The 17208-nt window shown below is 66.4% G+C and carries 23 protein-coding genes; 5 read left to right on the top strand and 18 right to left on the bottom strand.

From position 1 onward, the window contains the following. Window positions 1-23 precede the first annotated feature (23 nt). From H6717_22635 to H6717_22625, 3 genes are read right to left on the bottom strand one after another with little or no spacing between them, the layout of a single operon-like run. Complete coding sequence (locus H6717_22635) at window positions 24-1559, bottom strand: HAMP domain-containing protein (GenBank protein ID MCB9579841.1); 1536 nt, start codon at window positions 1557-1559, stop codon at window positions 24-26. Beyond that, entirely contained in the window at window positions 1556-2617 is a 1062-nt protein-coding gene (locus H6717_22630; protein MCB9579840.1) for a (Fe-S)-binding protein, read from the bottom strand. The genes H6717_22635 and H6717_22630 overlap by 4 nt, the downstream gene beginning before the upstream one ends. Next, on the bottom strand, window positions 2614-4500 hold the full coding sequence (locus H6717_22625; protein ID MCB9579839.1) for a GAF domain-containing protein: 1887 nt from the start codon (window positions 4498-4500) through the stop codon (window positions 2614-2616). Before H6717_22625 ends, H6717_22630 begins: the two co-directional genes overlap by 4 nt. Window positions 4501-4628: 128 nt before the next feature. Between H6717_22625 and yccX the strand changes: the two genes are divergently transcribed. Genes yccX through H6717_22600 form a run of 5 tightly spaced genes read left to right on the top strand, consistent with a single transcriptional unit; the run spans window position 4629 to window position 9037 of the window. After that, window positions 4629-4907: an acylphosphatase gene (gene yccX, locus H6717_22620; protein MCB9579838.1), complete on the top strand. Its 279-nt coding sequence runs from the start codon at window positions 4629-4631 to the stop codon at window positions 4905-4907. After that, window positions 4904-6997, top strand: coding sequence for a hypothetical protein (locus tag H6717_22615; protein ID MCB9579837.1), 2094 nt, complete (start codon window positions 4904-4906; stop codon window positions 6995-6997). Before yccX ends, H6717_22615 begins: the two co-directional genes overlap by 4 nt. A 47-nt stretch (window positions 6998-7044) precedes the next feature. After that, the gene (locus H6717_22610; GenBank protein MCB9579836.1) at window positions 7045-7995 is read left to right on the top strand and encodes an SUMF1/EgtB/PvdO family nonheme iron enzyme; all 951 of its coding nucleotides are present in this window, start codon (window positions 7045-7047) and stop codon (window positions 7993-7995) included. After that, the gene (locus H6717_22605) at window positions 7992-8357 is read left to right on the top strand and encodes a hypothetical protein (GenBank protein ID MCB9579835.1); all 366 of its coding nucleotides are present in this window, start codon (window positions 7992-7994) and stop codon (window positions 8355-8357) included. Before H6717_22610 ends, H6717_22605 begins: the two co-directional genes overlap by 4 nt. Before the next feature lie 8 nt (window positions 8358-8365). Next, the gene (locus H6717_22600) at window positions 8366-9037 is read left to right on the top strand and encodes a hypothetical protein (GenBank protein MCB9579834.1); all 672 of its coding nucleotides are present in this window, start codon (window positions 8366-8368) and stop codon (window positions 9035-9037) included. A 63-nt stretch (window positions 9038-9100) separates the two neighbouring features. Here the strand turns inward: H6717_22600 and rplQ are convergent, their stop codons facing one another. The 15 genes from rplQ to rpsH form a co-directional block, all read right to left on the bottom strand. Beyond that, on the bottom strand, window positions 9101-9613 hold the full coding sequence (gene rplQ, locus H6717_22595) for a 50S ribosomal protein L17 (GenBank protein ID MCB9579833.1): 513 nt from the start codon (window positions 9611-9613) through the stop codon (window positions 9101-9103). A 22-nt stretch (window positions 9614-9635) separates the two neighbouring features. Next, complete coding sequence (locus H6717_22590; protein MCB9579832.1) at window positions 9636-10661, bottom strand: DNA-directed RNA polymerase subunit alpha; 1026 nt, start codon at window positions 10659-10661, stop codon at window positions 9636-9638. Window positions 10662-10765: 104 nt separating this feature from the next. Beyond that, the gene (gene rpsD / locus H6717_22585) at window positions 10766-11395 is read right to left on the bottom strand and encodes a 30S ribosomal protein S4 (protein ID MCB9579831.1); all 630 of its coding nucleotides are present in this window, start codon (window positions 11393-11395) and stop codon (window positions 10766-10768) included. 20 nt (window positions 11396-11415) lie between these two features. Next, the gene (rpsK, locus tag H6717_22580) at window positions 11416-11808 is read right to left on the bottom strand and encodes a 30S ribosomal protein S11 (protein ID MCB9579830.1); all 393 of its coding nucleotides are present in this window, start codon (window positions 11806-11808) and stop codon (window positions 11416-11418) included. Between the two features lie 10 nt (window positions 11809-11818). Continuing rightward, the gene (gene rpsM / locus H6717_22575; protein ID MCB9579829.1) at window positions 11819-12181 is read right to left on the bottom strand and encodes a 30S ribosomal protein S13; all 363 of its coding nucleotides are present in this window, start codon (window positions 12179-12181) and stop codon (window positions 11819-11821) included. 19 nt (window positions 12182-12200) lie between these two features. Next, window positions 12201-12314, bottom strand: a complete 114-nt coding sequence (rpmJ, locus tag H6717_22570; GenBank protein MCB9579828.1) for a 50S ribosomal protein L36 — start codon at window positions 12312-12314, stop codon at window positions 12201-12203. 23 nt (window positions 12315-12337) lie between these two features. Next, window positions 12338-12493, bottom strand: coding sequence for a translation initiation factor IF-1 (infA, locus tag H6717_22565; protein ID MCB9579827.1), 156 nt, complete (start codon window positions 12491-12493; stop codon window positions 12338-12340). Between the two features lie 70 nt (window positions 12494-12563). Next, window positions 12564-13187, bottom strand: coding sequence for an adenylate kinase (locus tag H6717_22560; GenBank protein ID MCB9579826.1), 624 nt, complete (start codon window positions 13185-13187; stop codon window positions 12564-12566). Between the two features lie 2 nt (window positions 13188-13189). Further along, window positions 13190-14524: a preprotein translocase subunit SecY gene (gene secY / locus H6717_22555; GenBank protein MCB9579825.1), complete on the bottom strand. Its 1335-nt coding sequence runs from the start codon at window positions 14522-14524 to the stop codon at window positions 13190-13192. A 26-nt stretch (window positions 14525-14550) separates the two neighbouring features. Next, window positions 14551-15048, bottom strand: a complete 498-nt coding sequence (gene rplO, locus H6717_22550) for a 50S ribosomal protein L15 (GenBank protein MCB9579824.1) — start codon at window positions 15046-15048, stop codon at window positions 14551-14553. Further along, a complete protein-coding gene (gene rpmD / locus H6717_22545; protein ID MCB9579823.1) occupies window positions 15045-15236 on the bottom strand; it encodes a 50S ribosomal protein L30 in 192 nt (63 codons plus the stop codon). Before rpmD ends, rplO begins: the two co-directional genes overlap by 4 nt. Continuing rightward, window positions 15233-15820, bottom strand: a complete 588-nt coding sequence (gene rpsE, locus H6717_22540; GenBank protein ID MCB9579822.1) for a 30S ribosomal protein S5 — start codon at window positions 15818-15820, stop codon at window positions 15233-15235. The genes rpmD and rpsE overlap by 4 nt, the downstream gene beginning before the upstream one ends. A 22-nt stretch (window positions 15821-15842) precedes the next feature. Next, on the bottom strand, window positions 15843-16205 hold the full coding sequence (locus H6717_22535) for a 50S ribosomal protein L18 (GenBank protein ID MCB9579821.1): 363 nt from the start codon (window positions 16203-16205) through the stop codon (window positions 15843-15845). A gap of 14 nt (window positions 16206-16219) precedes the next feature. Continuing rightward, entirely contained in the window at window positions 16220-16807 is a 588-nt protein-coding gene (gene rplF / locus H6717_22530) for a 50S ribosomal protein L6 (GenBank protein MCB9579820.1), read from the bottom strand. Continuing rightward, complete coding sequence (rpsH, locus tag H6717_22525) at window positions 16807-17208, bottom strand: 30S ribosomal protein S8 (GenBank protein ID MCB9579819.1); 402 nt, start codon at window positions 17206-17208, stop codon at window positions 16807-16809. The genes rplF and rpsH overlap by 1 nt, the downstream gene beginning before the upstream one ends.

Here is a 17208-nt window from a genome sequence, read left to right as displayed (position 1 = left end):
ATCGAAGCGGGCGGGCGTCTTCCTCACGCCTCCGAGTCCTCGGCGGAGGGCAAGTGGATCCAGAAACGCGTCCCCCCCTCCGGCCGAGCGTCACACGCGATGTTGCCGCCGTGAGCCTCCACGATCTGACGGGTGATGGCCAATCCGAGGCCGGTTCCGTGCCCCTTGGTCGTGAAGAAGGGCTCGAACATCTTCTCCCGGGTGGCATCGTCGATCCCGCTGCCCTCGTCTTCGACCATCACGTCCGCACCCCCGCCCGTCGCCGCTCGCACGGAAACGATGACCTTGCCGCCGGAAGACATGGCCTCACGGGCGTTCCGCAGAAGGTTGAACAGGGCCTGCTTGATCTGACCTTCGTCCGCCATCACCACGTCCACATCTGGGGCCACGTCCACCTCGATGCCCACGCCGTGGCGTTCCAGATCGCGGCGCATGAAATCGCAGGCCTCCTGCACCAGCTCCCCCACTTGCTCTCGCTCCAGCGTGAGCGGCGCCTGGCGCGCGACGGAAAGGTACTGTTCGCTCAGCGAAGCCAAGCGCTCCACCTCGCTCTTGATGGCGTGGAGCAGCGTGCGAGCTTCGGACGCCGGCTCCTCCACCCCCACCTCTTCTTCCAGCAGCTCCACGTTCAGCGCGATGGACGACAGCGGATTTCGGATCTCGTGGGTGACGTGAGCAGCCATCTTGCCGATGGTGGCCAACCGTTCCGCCGCCAGCAGCTGCTCGTTGGCGCGAGCGATGGCGCTCACCATGCTCTCGAAGGTCTGCGCCAGCTCGCCGATCTCGTCGGCGGAGGCCACCACCGGGCGCGGCGTCAGATCGCCGCGGGCCACGGCTTTGGCACGATCCGTCACCGCGGACAGCGGCGCCAGCACGCGTCGCGCGTACAGCGCCGTCAGGATTCCGAACAGCAGCGCCAGCGCCGCCATGGCGGCCAGCAGGCGAATCGCGAGTCGCTCTCGCGCCCGCGCCGCGTCCAACAGCGCGTCCACGTTGCGTTGCACGCGCTGCTCCAGCTGCGAAAGTCTCCGGCTGCCTTGGGCGCCGCGGGTGACGAGCTTGTCCCGCAGCTGCTCCGCGCGCTGGGTGTTGCCCTGTTTGAGGGCGTCGAACAGCTGCGTCACGAGCTCGCGGTCCTGGGACAGGAACTCCTGGATGGCCCCGGTCTCGCGCATCAGGTCCTGACCCACGGAGCGTACCGAGTCGTCTCCGGAGGACATGAAGGCGCGCGACAGGGCCGCTCGCACCTCGCCGAACATCTTGGGGCGCCCGGCCTTCAGCGCGGTGTCGAACCACAAGCTCATGTCGGCGGGGTTTTCCGCGGTGGTGATGTGATTGAGCTGCGTGTTCCAGGTGTCCTGGATCGCCACCACGTCCCTGAGCGCCGCCGACAGCGGTAGGTAGCCGCTGCGCATCAGGTCCGCTTCCACCGACGCGCGTCGCAGAGCGTACACGCCCCAGCCGGCGACCAGGGCGAACAGCAAGCTGAGCAAGCCGTAGGAGAACAGCACCCGCGTCGCGACGGTGCGGCGACGACGATGCGTCTCGGACTCCATCACGCTCCGTTCTCGAGACTCTCCGCGAGCACGCTGGCGAGATCCACGGCGCGCGCTCCGTTCTTGCGGAAGCGACGCAAGCTGCCGGCGCAGGCCGTGACCACCACGCCGCCGCCGAGTGCTTCGTGATCCGCGATGCGCGCGTCGGCGATGGCAGCGGAAGCCTCCGGCATGGTCGCCGGCAAGAGGCCCCCGGCTCCACTGCACTCGGCCTGAGCGTGATGGCGTGAGAACTCCGCCGGCGGGCGACCCAGCACGCGGCCGAGGACCGTGCGCGGTGCTTCGTACAGCCCGAGGCCGCGCCCGAGATGACAGGGGTCGTGCCAGCGCACGTGTTCCTCCGCCGCCAGCGATGGCGCGGGCCCCAAGCGCGCGAGAGCCTTGACCGCGACCTGTACCAAGAGCTCCGGCTGATGATCCGACAGCACCCGCGCACAGCCCGGATCCACCGCCACGACACGGCGCACGCCCGAAAGCGCCTCCGCCATGCGCGACCGCGCGGCCAGGAAGCCCGGTCGATCTCCCGCGTGCAGCAGGGGCAGGCCGCAGCAGTGGTCCACCACCCGTATCGGACCCACCAGCGCCTTGGTGGCGCGCAGCGCGGCTTGGGCTTCTTGCGGCAGGTGGCGGAGGTAGCCGCAGCCCACCACCAGCGCCGTGCGGGCGTCGGGATCGGAGAGCTCCTTCGCAGCGCGCTCGGTTTCTGCGTCGAGGGCATCGAAGCCCTGCGCCACGCGCACCGCTTCCGGATGGGCGAGCCCCCGCTCGAAGTAGTCCGCGCGCCCTGCCGCCAGCGTTTCCGCGACGGGATTGTCGTGATCGCAGTTTTCCTTGCAGCGCAGGCACCCGGTGCATGCGTAGGTGACGGAAGCCACGTCTTTTGACAGTTCGACGTCGCCGCGGGCGGCAAACCACGACACGCTCATCTTGCCCCAGGGCGTGAGGGTCTCGCGCCGCACCGCGCTCGAGACGGGACACACCGCGCGGCACAGCTTGGGACAATATCCGCAGGTCTCGAGCGCTTTTTCCCGCTCGCCGAGGAGAGGCAACTGGAAGGTCATTCAGGGCTCTTGATGCTCTGCGGCGCTTCCGAGTTCGGTCCCAGCTCCTCGATGCGAGCGCTGTGAGCGGGTCGCGGCTCGGCCTTGGCCTTGGCCTTCACCTGTTCTTGCGGCAGGTGCAGGGCAAAGCTGGCGCCACGCTTGCTGGTCTCCACCTCCACGCGCCCGCCGTGCTCCTCGACGATCTTCTTCACGATCGCGAGACCGAGCCCCGTACCGCCCTGCTTGCCCGCGGAGACGAAGGACTGGAACAGGCGCCCCTCGATCTCCGCAGGAATGCCGGGCCCGGTGTCCGAAACGCGAATCACGAGCTCCGAGTCCTCCATGCCGGCAGAGATGGTCAGCTTGCCGCCTCGCTCCGCCATGGCCTCCACGCCGTTGCGCGCCAGATTGAAGATCGCGCGCGCAACGCGCCCCTCGTCGAAACGTGCCACGACCTTGGTGTCGACCTCGACGTCCAGCTCGATGGCACGGCCGTCCACCTCGTGGCCGAGCTGGCGCGTGATGTCGGCGAAGAACTTCTTCAAGTACACCTTGCGGATGAAGATGTTCCTCTCGCCGCGAGCGAACTCCAACACCTCGCGCTGCATGGCCGTGAGCTGATCGAACTGCCGGAGCACTTCCTCGGCGAACTCGGCGCGTTTCTCGGCCTCGTCGGTGTCGGCCATCAACTGCACGTAGCCGCTGATCACCGTCATCGGCGTCTTGAAGTCGTGGATCACCTGGGAAAGGAGTCGGCCAATGGTGGTGAGCCGCTCGCTCACCTCTCGAGAGCGATTCGCCCGGAACAGGCGTACTGCGGTGGAGGTGTTGGCGCCCACCAGGCGCAGGAGCGAGAGATCTTCCAGTGAGAAGCCCGCTGTATCGATCTTGCCGAACAGGCCGATGGCTCCGAGAGCGCCGGTGTCGCCCTCCAACGGAATGGCCAACACGGAATCCACCGGAAAAGCGTAGGCGCCTTCGACGCGAGCGCTCCAGCGCGCGTCGCTGCGCGCATTCTCCAGCTTCAAGGGCTCGTCGTCTTCCATCGCCGCGTACAGGAAGCCTTCTCCCGCTTTCACGCCGATGTGCCCGAGCACCTCCGGGTCCACACCGTCGAGCACGTAGCTGACGAGATCCCCGCTCTCTTCTTCGGCCAGCAGCACCGCCGCCCCCAGAGCGTCGCAGGCCTGCACCAGGCGCGAGAGCACCGCCGTGAGCAGCGTCTCTATCGAGGAGGCGCGAGCCGTCGAGCGCTCCAAGTCGAACAAGAGCTCCAAGTCCCGAAGACGCCGCTCGAGCTGTTCCTTGGTGTCGAGCAGCTGCTTGTTCTTCTGGATCAGGGACAGGAACAGGCGGGAGTTGTCGATGGCGACCGCGGCCTGCGTGGAGAGCGCCGTCAACAGGGCCTCGTCCTCGACGGTGAACTCGGCTCCCCGCACCTTGTTGAGCACCTGGATCACGCCGATGGTTCGCCCCAGATGGTTCTTCAAGGGAGCGGCCAGCATGCTGGTCGTTCGATATCCCGTGAGGGCGTCCCACTGCCGCTCGAAGCGCTCGTCGGCATACGCGTCCGACAGGCGAATCGGGCGTCCGGTCTGCGCCACCATGCCGGCAATGCCATGACCCACGCGCACCCGAATGCTGCGCACCTTCTGGCCCACCACCAGACGGCTCACGAGCTCCTTGCTGGCCTCGTCCAAGAGGTACAGGGTGGCCCGATCCGCCTCCAGCAGCTCCGTGACCTTCCCCAGGATCAGCTCCAGCAGGTCGTCCAGATCCAGCGTGGTACCGAGCGCATTGCCGACCTCGCGCAGCGCCCCCGCAATGCGCTCCTCGCGCGCCAGCGCCACCTCCAGCTCCGCGACGCTGCGCCGTTGCTTGTGATCGCCTTCGACCGGCACCAGAGTGATCACATCACGGACCGGCCCAGGGATCCACCAGCCGTCGCCATACGTTCAGTGCGGGGAAAACCAGGGAAATTGCGGGTGACTCTGGCGCGTCCGTCCCAGCTCCGCTACACCGCGGGCCCATGGCGCTCAAGCAGCTCCACCTGATGGTCCGTGGCCGAGTCCAGGGCGTGTACTTCCGCGCGTCGACCCAGCGCGAAGCCCGCCGGCTCGGTTTGAGCGGATGGGTCAAGAACAAGAGTGACGGCTCCGTCGAGGTCTTGGCGGAGGGCGAAGAGGTGGCGATCCGCGAGCTGTACGGCTGGGCCCAGAAGGGCCCCACCGCCGCCCGCGTAGACCGCGTAGAAACCCGTTGGCGCAGCTACACCGGCGAGTACTCCGACTTCCGAATAGTCGATTGAGGACGTCCACTCGAGCCCCGCAGACTTTCGGCCGGCCGCTCTGGGCCTGGCTGTGTCTGGTGTGTGCGCTGATGCTCGCGCCCTCTTTGGCCCGAGCGGACGACGACGCCGGTAGCGAGCCCCCCAAGCGCCAGCACGAGCTGCCGCCGCTGCCCGAGGTGCCCAAGCTCGAGCTGCCCCAACCCAAGCAAGGGGAGCTCGACGACCTCGACCTGTTGCTCGGGCACTTCCGCTCCAAAGATCCCCACACCCGGGAGACCGCGGTGCGGGAGATCCTGGAAGTTCCGCGCAAGATGGTGCCGGCCATCAACCAGCGCCTGAACGCGATAGCGGACAAGGCCGACCGCGACGCGATGAAGAAGACGCTGCAGTCCATCCGCAAGAAAGCTCGCAGCGACGTGCGCGAGCAAATGAAGGCGGAGGGCAAGCGCGGGCGGGTGAAGACGCCGGACTACCTCGACATGCTCGTGAAGTACGCTCACCCCGACGACAAGGCCTGGAAGGACCTCGTCGCCGTGATCGCGATGAGCCGGATGCTGGTGCAGATCGGCAGCGTGCAGGCCGTGCGTGTGTTGATCGACGTGTACGTGCGCTTCGGCGAGTTCTTGCGCGTGGACACCCAGCTTGGGCTGGAAAAGCTGGGGGACAAGGCCGTGGCCGCCTTGGTGGAGACCCACCGTCACCCGGCGGAGAAGATCGCTCGCTGGGCCGATCGCCAGCTCGACATGTTGGGCAAGGCGATTCCGAGCGAGACGGTGCAGACGGAGGATCAGCAGGTCCTGGCGGACGTGCTGCGCGCCTACGGTCGCGTTCGCGATCCCGACGCCGCCCGCATCGTGATCTCCTTCGCCAACAGCGAGCGCTCTCAGGTCCGGGAGGCCGCGCGGCAATCGGTGGCGCTGATGGGCGAGGTCGGCGCCTGGCAGCTCCGGGACACCTACGAGAACATCATCGGCAAGAAGCCGCCCCGGGAGTGGACCTGGGAGCGGACCGCGCGCGAGCTCTTCGGCGAGTTCGATCGCATGCGCCTGGCGCAGGTGTACAAGCTGTACGACGAGGGCCTCTCCGCTCACGAGAACGGGCAACTCGAAGCCGCGCGTGCCGCCTTCGACAAGGTGCTGGCGCGCAGCCCCATGTTCGAGCACCGCGCCAAGATGGCGCCGGGCTACTTCGACTACGCCAAGAAGATCGCCGAAGAGCAGCCGGATCTGGCCTTGGACGCGCTGCATCGCGCCGACCGCATCACCGACGACGACGCGCTCCGCAAACGCATCCAGAGCCTCAGCCTCACCCTCGAAGCCATGAAGCTTCAGGAGAAGGGGGTTGCCGATCAGGTGTTGGTCCGCCGCGCGATCGACTTGGACGGCGACAATACGCTTGCGCGGGACGTCTTGGGCCGCATGGAGCGCGGCGAGCTCGCGAAGAAGAGCGAGATGAACCGATACGGGGCGGCCGGCGCGATCGGCGCCATCGCGTTGTTCGCCATCGCGTTCATCGCGCTGTTTCGACGCGGCAAGCGGGGCGAGGCGGGAGGTTCCGCGCCGGACCGACAAGACAGCGAAGAAGAGGCGCGGACAGACGCGGCGACCGCGGTGGCGGAACCGGACGCGGTGGCGGAACCGGACGCGGTGGCGGAACCGGACGCGGTGGCGGAACCGGACGCGGTGGCGGAACCGGACGCGGTGGCGGAACCGGACGCGGTGGCGGAACCGGACGCGGTGGCGGAACCGGACGCGGTGGCGGAACCGGATGCGGACGCGGTGGGGACGGACGCGGTGGGGACGGACGCGGTGGGGATGGACGCGGTGGCGGAACCGGACGCGGTGGCGGAATCGGACGCGGGCACGGGGGGCGCTGGGGGCGTCGAGGAGCGCGCGGGCCGGGCAGAGGACGTCGAGGGCGCGGAAGCTGGAAAGAGCCGCGCCTCGGGCGCGGAGGAGCGCTCCGGGGACGCGACGGCGGAGACGGCAGCAGCGGGGGAAGCGAACGCGGACGGGGAACGCTCCGGGAAGGCGGAGACGCGAGCGGCGACGGAACCGGACGCGGCGGACGGGGACGCGCTGGACGGTTCTCGGGGCAAGGGCGACTGACGCCGAAAACTCGGCCGGATCCGGGTGGCTGTGTAGGGTCGGCCACCATGCGATCCGTCACCATCGTGGGCCTCGTGAGCTCGGCGGTAGTGCTGGCTCAGGGCTGCAGTCAGGGTTCGCCGCCGCCGGCGCCGGAAGCAGCGACCGCGAGCTCGGCGAAGACAGCGGCACCCGTCGCGCAGGTCGCGCCCAAGAAGCACCACCATCACAAGCGGCGGCAGGGCCGCCCTGGCCCCCAGGCCGCGGTGATCAAGAAGCCCAAGCCCGACACGGCGCCTGCGGCGGAGCCCGCGTGCCCCGAGGACATGGCGTTGGTGAGTGGGGACTACTGCCGGGCGGTGGAAGAGCGCTGTCTCGAGTACGCGCAGGACGAGAAGCACGGCCCGGACAAGAACCGATGCCTGAAGTTCGAAAAGCCCACGCGTTGCGTGTCGAAGTCGCCGGAGCCGCGCCAGATGCGCTACTGCATGGACCGCTACGAGTACCCCAACAAAGAGGGGGAGCTGCCCATGACCCTGGTGAGCTGGTCCGATGCCCAGCGGCTGTGCCAGGCCCAGGACAAGCGCCTGTGCACCGAAAGCGAGTTCACCTTTGCTTGCGAGGGTGAGGAGATGCGGCCCTACGCCATCGGCTTCGAACGCGATGCCACGAAGTGCAACATCGACAAGCCCTATCTCACGCCCAAGCAGCACATGCTGCCCCAACCGCGCTGCCAGGCCAATGCGTCCTGCGCCGCGGAGATGAAGCGCATCGACGGTCGCCGCCCCATCGGCGAGAACAAGGAGTGCGTCTCGCCCTTCGGCATCTACGATCTGAACGGCAACGCCAACGAGTGGGTGAGCGAACCCTGGAAGCAGCCGCCTCACCGTGCGGCGATCAAGGGCGGATGGTGGGGACCGGTCCGCAATCGCTGCCGCGCCATCACCACGGCCCACGACGAGACGTATCTGGGCTACGAGGTCGGCTTCCGCTGCTGCAAGGACGCCACTCCGGAGTGAATCGGTACTTCCGCGCGGTCGCTCTGGCCTTCGCGGCGGCTGCAGCGTTTCACGCCTTTCGTGCGATCGCGCCCGTCGCCCACGACGGCTCGTCCTCAGCGCGGCACGCGCTCTTCGTCCTGGTGAACGCCCTCGTCGCGGTCGGGCTCTGGGTTCGCCCGCGTTGGCTCTTCGTGCCCTTCGCCCTGCTCACGGCGCAGCAGCTCTGGAGTCACGGCGGCGCGGCCCTCGCAGCGTGGCGGGACCACGGCCGGGTGGACGTCACTTCCCTGGCCATCGTGCTGTTGATGCCCGCGACCCTGACGTTGCTTTTGCTGGAGCGACGCCGCCAAGCGTCAGGGCCGCATTTGCATCGCCGTTGACGGCAGCCGTGCGCCGCCACAGGCTGAAGCCTGCCGTGGTCGACCTGTGGTTCACCAGCTGTCAGGACGTGACGGACGAGCTGATCGAGTCCGCCTTCGCCCCGGTGCAGTCGCTGTCCGACACGCCGCCCCGGGAGCGGGCCTTTGCCCTGCTCGAGCGCATGGCGGAGGTGGCTCGGCCTCACGACGACGCGGCGCGGATCCTGGACGTGCTCGGGCGGATGGCGAGCTCCACCTGGATAGAGGGGGAGCTCTCGGTGGTGGTGCGCGGCTTCGGCGAGTTCAGCGAGATCGACGTGCTCACCTTCGACGGCCTCAGCTACACCCGGATCATCCAACCGCTCCCGGTGTCCGTTCCGCTGGACGAGTTCGTGGCGTGGGTCGCCAAGAACGGCGGCAGTCTGGGGCCGCTGGAGCTGGCCCACGACGAACCGGGCGTCGAGCTCCAGCTCCACACCTTCGACCGCCCCCCGGAGAGTCTGCGGATGTCGGAGCCCCCTGCTCCCGACCCCATTCATCGCAAGCCCACCCTCAAGCTCAGCGCCGTCCGCGTGCCGAAGGAAGCCTACCGCCCGGATGGTCCTCCTCCGCCCGCTTCCCCGACGCAGAAGCTCCCTCAGGTGAAGTCCCCCGCCGAGCCCGGGGCTCCCCGCGACGACGTGGACGAGGGCTGGGAGTGACACAAAAGCGCAGCGGCGTGACGGGCACTGCCCATCACGCCGCGAACGCACAAGCGCGGAAGCTCAGGCTTCTTCGCTCTTTGCTTCGGCCTTCTTCTCGGCCTTCTTCTTGGCGGGCTCCGGCGCGGCGTTCGCCTCCACCAGCTCCACCACCGCCATGGGAGCATTGTCTCCGCGGCGATGACCGAGCTTGATGATGCGCGTGTAGCCGCCCGGCCGCGTCGCGTAGCGCTTGGCCAGCTCCACGAACACCTTCTCCACCAGGTCGATCTTCTTCTCTTCGCCGTCTCGCTGGATCACACCGAAGCGACGAACGAAGCGCGACACCTGCTGAACGGCAGCCTGCCGACGCGCGCGATCCGCGACGCTGAGCTCCTCGTTCGGCGTGTAGGCGATGGCGCCCAAGCGACGTGCCCGGGTGATCATGCGCTCCGCCACCCGCTTGAGCTCCTTGGCCTTGGCGTCCGTGGTCTCGATGCGCTCGTGAGCGACGAGGTTTGCCGTGAGCGCCCGCAGCATGGCGCGCCGGTGGCTGGTGTTACGGCCGAACTGACGGCCGGCTTTACGGTGACGCATCTTCTTGGCTCCTAGTAACGGCTCAGGCCTGGGCCTGCTGCTGCTTCCAGCGCTCGACCATCTGCGGCCAGCTGTCGAACTTCATGCCGAGCTGAAGTCCCATGGTCGCCAGGATCTCCTTGATCTCCTTGAGCGACTTGCGGCCAAAGTTCTTGGTCTTGAGCATGTCCTGCTCGGTCTTCTGCACCAGCTCGCCGATGAGCGTGATGTTCGCGTTCTGCAGGCAGTTCGCGGAACGCACGCTGAGCTCCAGTTCGTCGACGGAGCGGAACAGGTTCTCGTTGAGGGGCTCTTCTTCGGTGCCGGGAGCGATGTAGGTCGTCTCCTCGGTCTCCTCGAAGTTGATCCAGATCGCGAGCTGCTCCTTGAGGATCTTGGCGGCGAAGGCCACGGCATCCGCGGGCTTCACGGCGCCGTTGGTCCACACCTCGAGCACCAGCTTGTCGTAGTCCGTCTGCTGGCCAACGCGCGCATTCTGCACGGTGTAGTTCACCTTGCGGATGGGCGAGAACAGCGCGTCGATCGGGATCGTGCCGATCGGCATTGTCGGGCTCTTGTTGCGCTCCGCGGGAACGTAGCCGCGGCCCACGTTCACCGTCAGCTCCATGCTGAGCGGACCCTTCTTGTCCAGCGTGGCCACTGCGTGATCGGGGTTGAGCACCGCGAGGCCGTCCACCATCTTGATGTCACCAGCGGTGATGAGGCCCGGGCCCTCTTTCTCGAGGCGCACCGTGTAGGTCTTGGGCGTCTCCGCCTTGAACACCACCTCTTTGAGGTTGAGGATGATGTCCGTGACGTCCTCGAGGACGTCGGGGATGGTGGTGAACTCGTGGAGAGCTCCTTCCACGCGGACTGCCGTGATGGCGGCGCCCTGCAGCGATGCGAGCAGCACGCGACGCAGGGAGTTGCCGATGGTGATGCCGAAGCCGCGCTCGAGAGGCTCGCAGGTGAACTTGCCGTAAAAGTCCGTGCCGGACTCCTGCTCCAGGTGGATCGCCTTGGGGCGGATCAGGTCCCGCCAGTTGCGGCTCATCATTTGACTGACCATGCGATGTTCCTCTCGTTTGGGGTTCGCGCGACCGTCCCGGACGCTCGGGGAACCCGCTCCACCGATGCGTCCCGCGGCCTGCCCGCGTCATGCTTCGCGGCGGATTACCGCGAGTAGTACTCCACGACGTACTGCTCACGAACCATGGGCTCGTTGAGCTCGTCACGCACCGGCATGCCCTTGAACACGCCGCTCATCGAATCCTTGTCGACATCGAGCCAGCTCGACTGCTGACGATTGTCCGAGGCGGCCAAGGCAGCCGCCACGAAGGCGATCTTCTTGCTCTTCTCTCGGATCTCGATCTTGTCGTTCGGCTTCACGACGAAGCTCGGAATGTTGACCCGCTTGCCGTTGACCAGGATGTGGTTGTGGCGCACCAGCTGCCGCGCCTGCGGGCGGCTGGAGGCAAAGCCCATGCGGTGAACCACGTTGTCCAAGCGACGCTCGATGAGACCGAGCATCTCTTCACCGGTCCGGCCCTTCATGCCGGAGGCCTGGGCGTAGTACCCGGAGAACTGCTTCTCGAGGAGACCGTAGATGCGGCGCATCTTCTGCTTCTCACGCAGACGCAGGCCGTACTCGCTGAGCTTGATGCGACCCTGACCATGCTGCCCCGGGGGATAGGGCCGGCGCACGACGGCGCACTTCTCCGTGTAGCAGCGCTCTCCCTTCAGGTAGAGCTTCATGCCTTCACGGCGACAGAGCTTGCAGACGGGTCCGAGATACCGAGCCATTTTCGATCCGTTCCTTCAGATTAGACGCGACGCCGCTTGGGCGGACGGCAGCCGTTGTGCGGGACCGGGGTCACGTCCCGGATGAGGGTGACCTTGAAGCCGGTCTGCTGGAATGCGCGCAGCGCGCTCTCACGGCCCGCGCCGGGGCCCTTCACGAACACGGCGACGGAGCGCATACCGTGCTCCTGAGCGCGACGTGCCGCCTCTTCTGCTGCCAGCTGCGCCGCGAACGGCGTGCTCTTGCGCGAGCCCTTGAAGCCACGCGAGCCAGCGCTGGCCCACGACACCACGTTTCCGTTGATGTCGGTGATGGTCACGATGGTGTTGTTGAAGGTCGAGCGGATGTGCGCGATGCCGGTCGCAATGTTCTTTTTGACGACCTTCTTCTGAGTGCGCTTCTTGGGATTCGCCATCGTTCAGTCCTCAGCGACGAGCCGCGCCCTTGCGCGGGCCCTTGCGGGTGCGGGCGTTGGTGTGGGTGCGCTGCCCGTTGACCGGCAGGCCCTTGCGGTGACGGAGGCCGCGGTAGCAACCGAGGTCCATCAGACGCTTGATGTTCTGTTGGATCTCGCGACGCAGATCGCCCTCCACCTTGACGTTCGCCTCGATGGTGTCGCGGATGGCCTTGACCTCCGCGTCCGTCAGCTCCTCGACGCGCTTGTTCTCGGGGATGCCGGCCTTCGCGCAGATGTCTCGCGAGGTCTTGTCGCCGATTCCGTAGATGTAAGGCAGCGCGTAGACGAGCTGCTTGCGACGGGGGAGATCCACTCCTGCGATGCGTGCCATTCTCTGAGCTCCGTTTCGATCAGCCCTGACGCTGCTTATGGCGCGGGTTGTCGCAGATCACGCGCACGACGCCTTTGCGCTTGATGACCTTGCACTTGTCACAAATCTTTTTGACGCTGGGACGAACCTTCATGACCAAATCCTTCGACGTGCGGCTTACATCTGCTTGACGATCTGACCTCGGTTTGGATCGTGGCTCGTGAGCTTCACGGCGACTCGGCTTCCGGCGATCAACCTCACTACCGAGTGGCGGAGGCTGGGCGAGACTCCTGCTCGCACCGTCTTGCCGTCGTCGAGGCGTACCCGATACATCTGATTGGGTAACACCTCCTCGATCAAACCAGTCTGGGTCGTTCCGCTTCTCCTTGATTCCAATCTCTGGTCACTTCCCGAGCTGTTGCTTGATTCGGGCGGTGACCTCCTCCGGGGAGCCGACGCCGTCGACTCGCCTGAGCAGCCCTCGCTGCTCGTAGAACGGCAGCAGCGCCGCCGTCATTGCGTCGTACTCGTCGAGACGACGCCGCACCGTCTCTTCCCGGTCGTCGGCTCGCTGTTCGAGGTCGGCGTCCGGGGGGGGCGGAGAGTACTTCAGATGGTAGATTTGTCCAGTCCGTTTATCGATGCGGCGGAGGGTGGCCCGCTCCACGAGCAGGTCCTTCGCGACGTCGATCTGGATGGCGGCGTTCAGGGGGGTTCCGCGGCGAGCCAACAAACCCTCGAGCGCCTCGGCCTGGGCGGTGGTGCGGGGGAAACCGTCGAGAATAAAGCCATTTTCGGCGTCGGCGGCGTTCAGGCGCTCGTCCACCAGGCCAATCACCACCTCGTCCGGCACCAGCTTGCCGGCGGTCATGAACTTCTCGGCCTCTTTACCCAGCGCGGTTCCCGCGGCCTTGGCCTCACGGAGCATGTCCCCGGTGGAGATTTTGGGAACGGCGTAGCCCTCGGACAGGACGTTCGCCTGGGTACCCTTGCCGCTCGCCGGCGGTCCGACGAGCACGATGCGGATGCTCATGACGTGGCCCTCCTACCGCTGAGGCGCGTCATCCGCGGGCCGGTGAGTCCTTCGTAGCTGCGGGTGATGAGGTGCGCCTCGATCTGATTGACCGTCTCGAGCGCAACACCCACGACGATCATCAGGCTGGTGCCACCGAACTGGAACGGCACGCGGAGGGCCTGGCTGATCACCGCAGGCACCACGCAGATGGCCGCCACGTAGATCGAGCCACCCACCGTGAGGCGAGTGAGCACCCGGTCCAGGTACTCGGCCGTCTGCTTCCCGGGACGGATGCCCGGAATGTTCGCTTGTTGCTTCTTCAGGTTGTCTGCCACCTCCACGGGCTGGAACGTGACGGCGGTGTAGAAGAAGCAGAAGAAGATGATGAGCGCGCCGAAGAAGGTGTGGAACACCCAGTCGCCGCGATTCAGGATCGCCGCGAAGCGCGTCATGCCCGGGATGTTGAAGTTCGCCAAGGTGGTGGGGAACATCAGCAAGCTGGAGGCGAAGATCGGCGGGATCATGCTCGCCATGTTCACCTTCAGCGGCAGGTGGGCGCTGCGGCCACCATAAATGTGTCGTCCGACCTGTCGGCGCGCGTACTGGATGGGGATCTGCCGCTGGGCGCGCTCGAAGAACACCACGATGGCGATGCTGATCAAGATGATGGCACCGAGGATCGTGATGGTCAGGGGCTCGATCTGTCCGGCGTTGGCCGCCCAGTACTTGCCGATCCCGGTCGGGATGCCGCTGACGATGCTGGCGAAGATGATGAGGGAGATGCCGTTGCCGACGCCTCGCTCCGTCGCCTGCTCGCCGAGCCACATGATCAGACCCGTACCAGTGGTCAGGGTGATCATGGTCATTAGGCGGAAGCCCCAGCCGGGGCTCTGCACGACGTCGCCAAAACGACCGCCGCCCATGTCGGAGTCGTTCAGGCCTTCCAGATACAGGGCCACGCCGAACGACTGAAATGCGGACAGTACGATGGTGCCGTAGCGGGTGTACTGCTCGAGCTTGCGGCGCCCGGCCTCACCCTCTTTGCGCATCTCTTCCACCTGCTTACTCACCATGCCCAAGAGCTGCATGATGATGCTGGCGGAGATGTAGGGCATGATGCCCAGCGCGAAGATCGACAGGTTCGAGAGCGCGCCACCGGAGAACAGGTTGAACAGACCCAAGAGGCCGCCCTGCCCGCTCACGATGTTGCGCATCACGTTGCGGTCGACGCCCGGCGTGGTGATGAACACGCCCACGCGATAGATCGCGAGGATCCCCAAGGTGAAAGCGATGCGCCGGCGCAGCTCCGGCACCTTGGTAATGTTGGAAAACCCGCGAACGACGGCCATGAAGGCGCCTCGACTCTAAAGCGGGATCAGGAAGCGGGCGGGGCCTCGTCCCCGCCGGCCTGGGCGTGCTTCGGCGGAATCACGACGACCTTGCCGCCCGCCTTCGCGATCTTCTCTTGCGCGGACTTGCTGAAGCCGTGGGCGCTGACGGTGAGAGCCTTCTTGAGCTCCCCCTCGCCCAGGATCTTGATGCGGACCTCGCGGCCCTGAACCAAGCGAGCCTCTCGCAGAGCGGCCTCGTCCACCGTGGCGCCGGCGTCAAAGCGATCGAGGGCGGCGACGTTGATCGCCACCGTCTTGATCGGGAAAGGAACGCGGAAACCACGCTTGGGCAGACGCCGCTGCATGGGCGTCTGACCACCCTGGAAATGCAGCTTGTGGATGTTGCCGGGCTGACGGGCCTTCTGGCCCTTCTGGCCGCGGCCACCGGTCTTGCCCAGACCACTGCCCACACCACGCCCGATGCGCTTTTCCGTGGTTCGCGCGCCAGGAGGCGGCGAAAGCCGTGAAAGCACGTCGCTCATGACTTCTTCTCCTCCACCTTCACCAGGTGGATCACCTTCTTGATCATGCCGCGGAACGACGGCGTGTTGTCGACCACCACCGAGGAGCCGATACCCCGGAGGCCCAGGCCCTTGAGGACCCGGCGCTGGGGGTGGGGACGGCCAATCTCACTGGTGACTTGGCGAACTTCGAGCTTCGAGGGAGTCACGGCGCTACTCCTCCACCGCTATTGGTGGAGCTGACGATCGACTGCGCGGCGGCAGCCGTGGCGCTCATCTTGGCCACGGGATAGTCATTCGTCACGTGCTCCACGCCCATATCGCGAGCGTTAGCCACATTTTCTGGAGCGCGCAGGGCCTTGAGGGCCTCCACCGTGGCGTTGACCACGTTGTACTTGTTGGCCGAGCCCAGGCACTTCGTGAGGATGTCCTGAATGCCGGCCGACTCCACCACGGCGCGCACCGGACCGCCGGCGATGACGCCGGTACCCGGAGCGGCGGGGCGGAGCAGGACGCGACCCGCGCCGAACTCGCCCACCACCTCGTGGGGAACCGTGGCGCCGATCATCGGGACCTTGAACAGGTTCTTGCGAGCTTGGTCGTTGCCCTTGCGGATGGCCTCCGGGACCTCGTTGGCCTTGCCCAGGCCGACGCCCACGTGGCCCGCCTCGTCGCCGACCACGACCAGCGCCGCGAAGCTGAAGCGACGGCCACCCTTCACCACCTTCGCAACGCGATTGATGTGGATGACGCGCTCTTTCAGCTTCTCTTCGTCATAGTGCTCGAATGCCATCTTCGTTTCCTATTTTCGCTTCTCAGAACGAGAGGCCGGCCTCGCGTGCTGCGTCCGCGAGCGCCTTCACACGCCCGTGATAGAGGTATCCGTTGCGGTCGAACACGACCTTGTCGATCTTCTTTTCCAGACAGATCTTCGCGATCAGCGCGCCCACCTTCTTGGCGGCATCCGTCTTCTTGTCGTCGTCCAAGGTGGACTTCAGGTCGCGCGAGAGCGTGGAGGCCGCGGCCAGGGTGGTGCCCTGAACGTCGTCCACGACCTGAGCGTAGATGTGTCGCGAGGTGCGGAACACGCTGAGGCGGGGACGCCCCGTGCTGCCCGAGATCTTGCGCCGAATGCGGAGCTTGCGTCGCTCCCGTCCCGTCAATTTGCCGTGAAACATGGCGAAAACTCCGACTACTTCTTGCCGCCCTTGCCGGCCTTGCCCGCCTTGCGACGGATTTGCTCACCGCGATAGCGCACACCCTTGCCGCCGTACGGCTCAGGCGGACGCAGAGAACGAACCGTGGCCGCGACCTGGCCCAGAGAGGCCTTGTCCGCCGACGTGAGGATCAAGATGGTGCCCTTGGAGTCACCCGGCACCGTGGCGCTCACCTCTGCGGGCAGCTCCACCTTTGCAGGATGGGAGAAGCCGAGCTGTAGGGTCAGCGTGCGGCCCTTCACCTCGCAGCGATAGCCGGTGCCGACGAGCTCGAGCACTCGCTCATAGCCCTCCGCTGCGCCCTTCACCATGCTGGCGAGCAACGCGCGGCCGAGGCCCTGGAGTCGCGACGCATCTCGGCCGGCGCTGGAAGCGTCCACCGTGAAGCTGTCGCCATCCTTCTTGAACTGGATGGTGCTCGGCAGCTCGCGGGAGAGCTTGCCCTTCGGTCCCTGCACCTCGACCTTGGTGCCGTTCACGTTGACCGTGACGCCCTTCGGCACGGACACGGGCCGCTTGCCCAAGCGCGATTGCTTGGTCGGGGTTGTCTGCTCCTGAGCCATCACCAAACCTCACACAAGACTTCGCCGCCCACCTTGTTCTTGCGGGCGTCGGCGTCCGTCATCAGTCCCTGGGGCGTGCTCAGAATGGCAACACCGAGACCACTGAGGACGCGGGGAATCGAGTCGTGGCCGACGTACACGCGGCGGCCCGGCTTGGACACGCGGCGCAGGCCCTGAAACGCGCACTTGCGGTCACGGCCGTACTTCAGCACGACGGTGATCGACTCACGCTGCTGCGGACCCCACTTCTCCGAGCGCACGTCCGCGATGTAGCCCTGGGCCTTGAGGATCTCGGCCACGGACTTCTTCAGGCGGCTGTGCGGGATGTGAGTCATCTCATGCCGCGCGAGCGCCGCGTTGCGGATACGCGCCAGCATGTCGGAAATCGGATCGGTCATCAT

The sequence above is a fragment of the Polyangiaceae bacterium genome (genome assembly GCA_020633235.1).
Lineage (GTDB): Bacteria > Myxococcota_A > Polyangia > Polyangiales > Polyangiaceae > JACKEA01.
The sequence above is the reverse complement of the archived record's forward strand: the minus strand, read 5'-3'. Positions and strand labels throughout refer to the sequence as shown.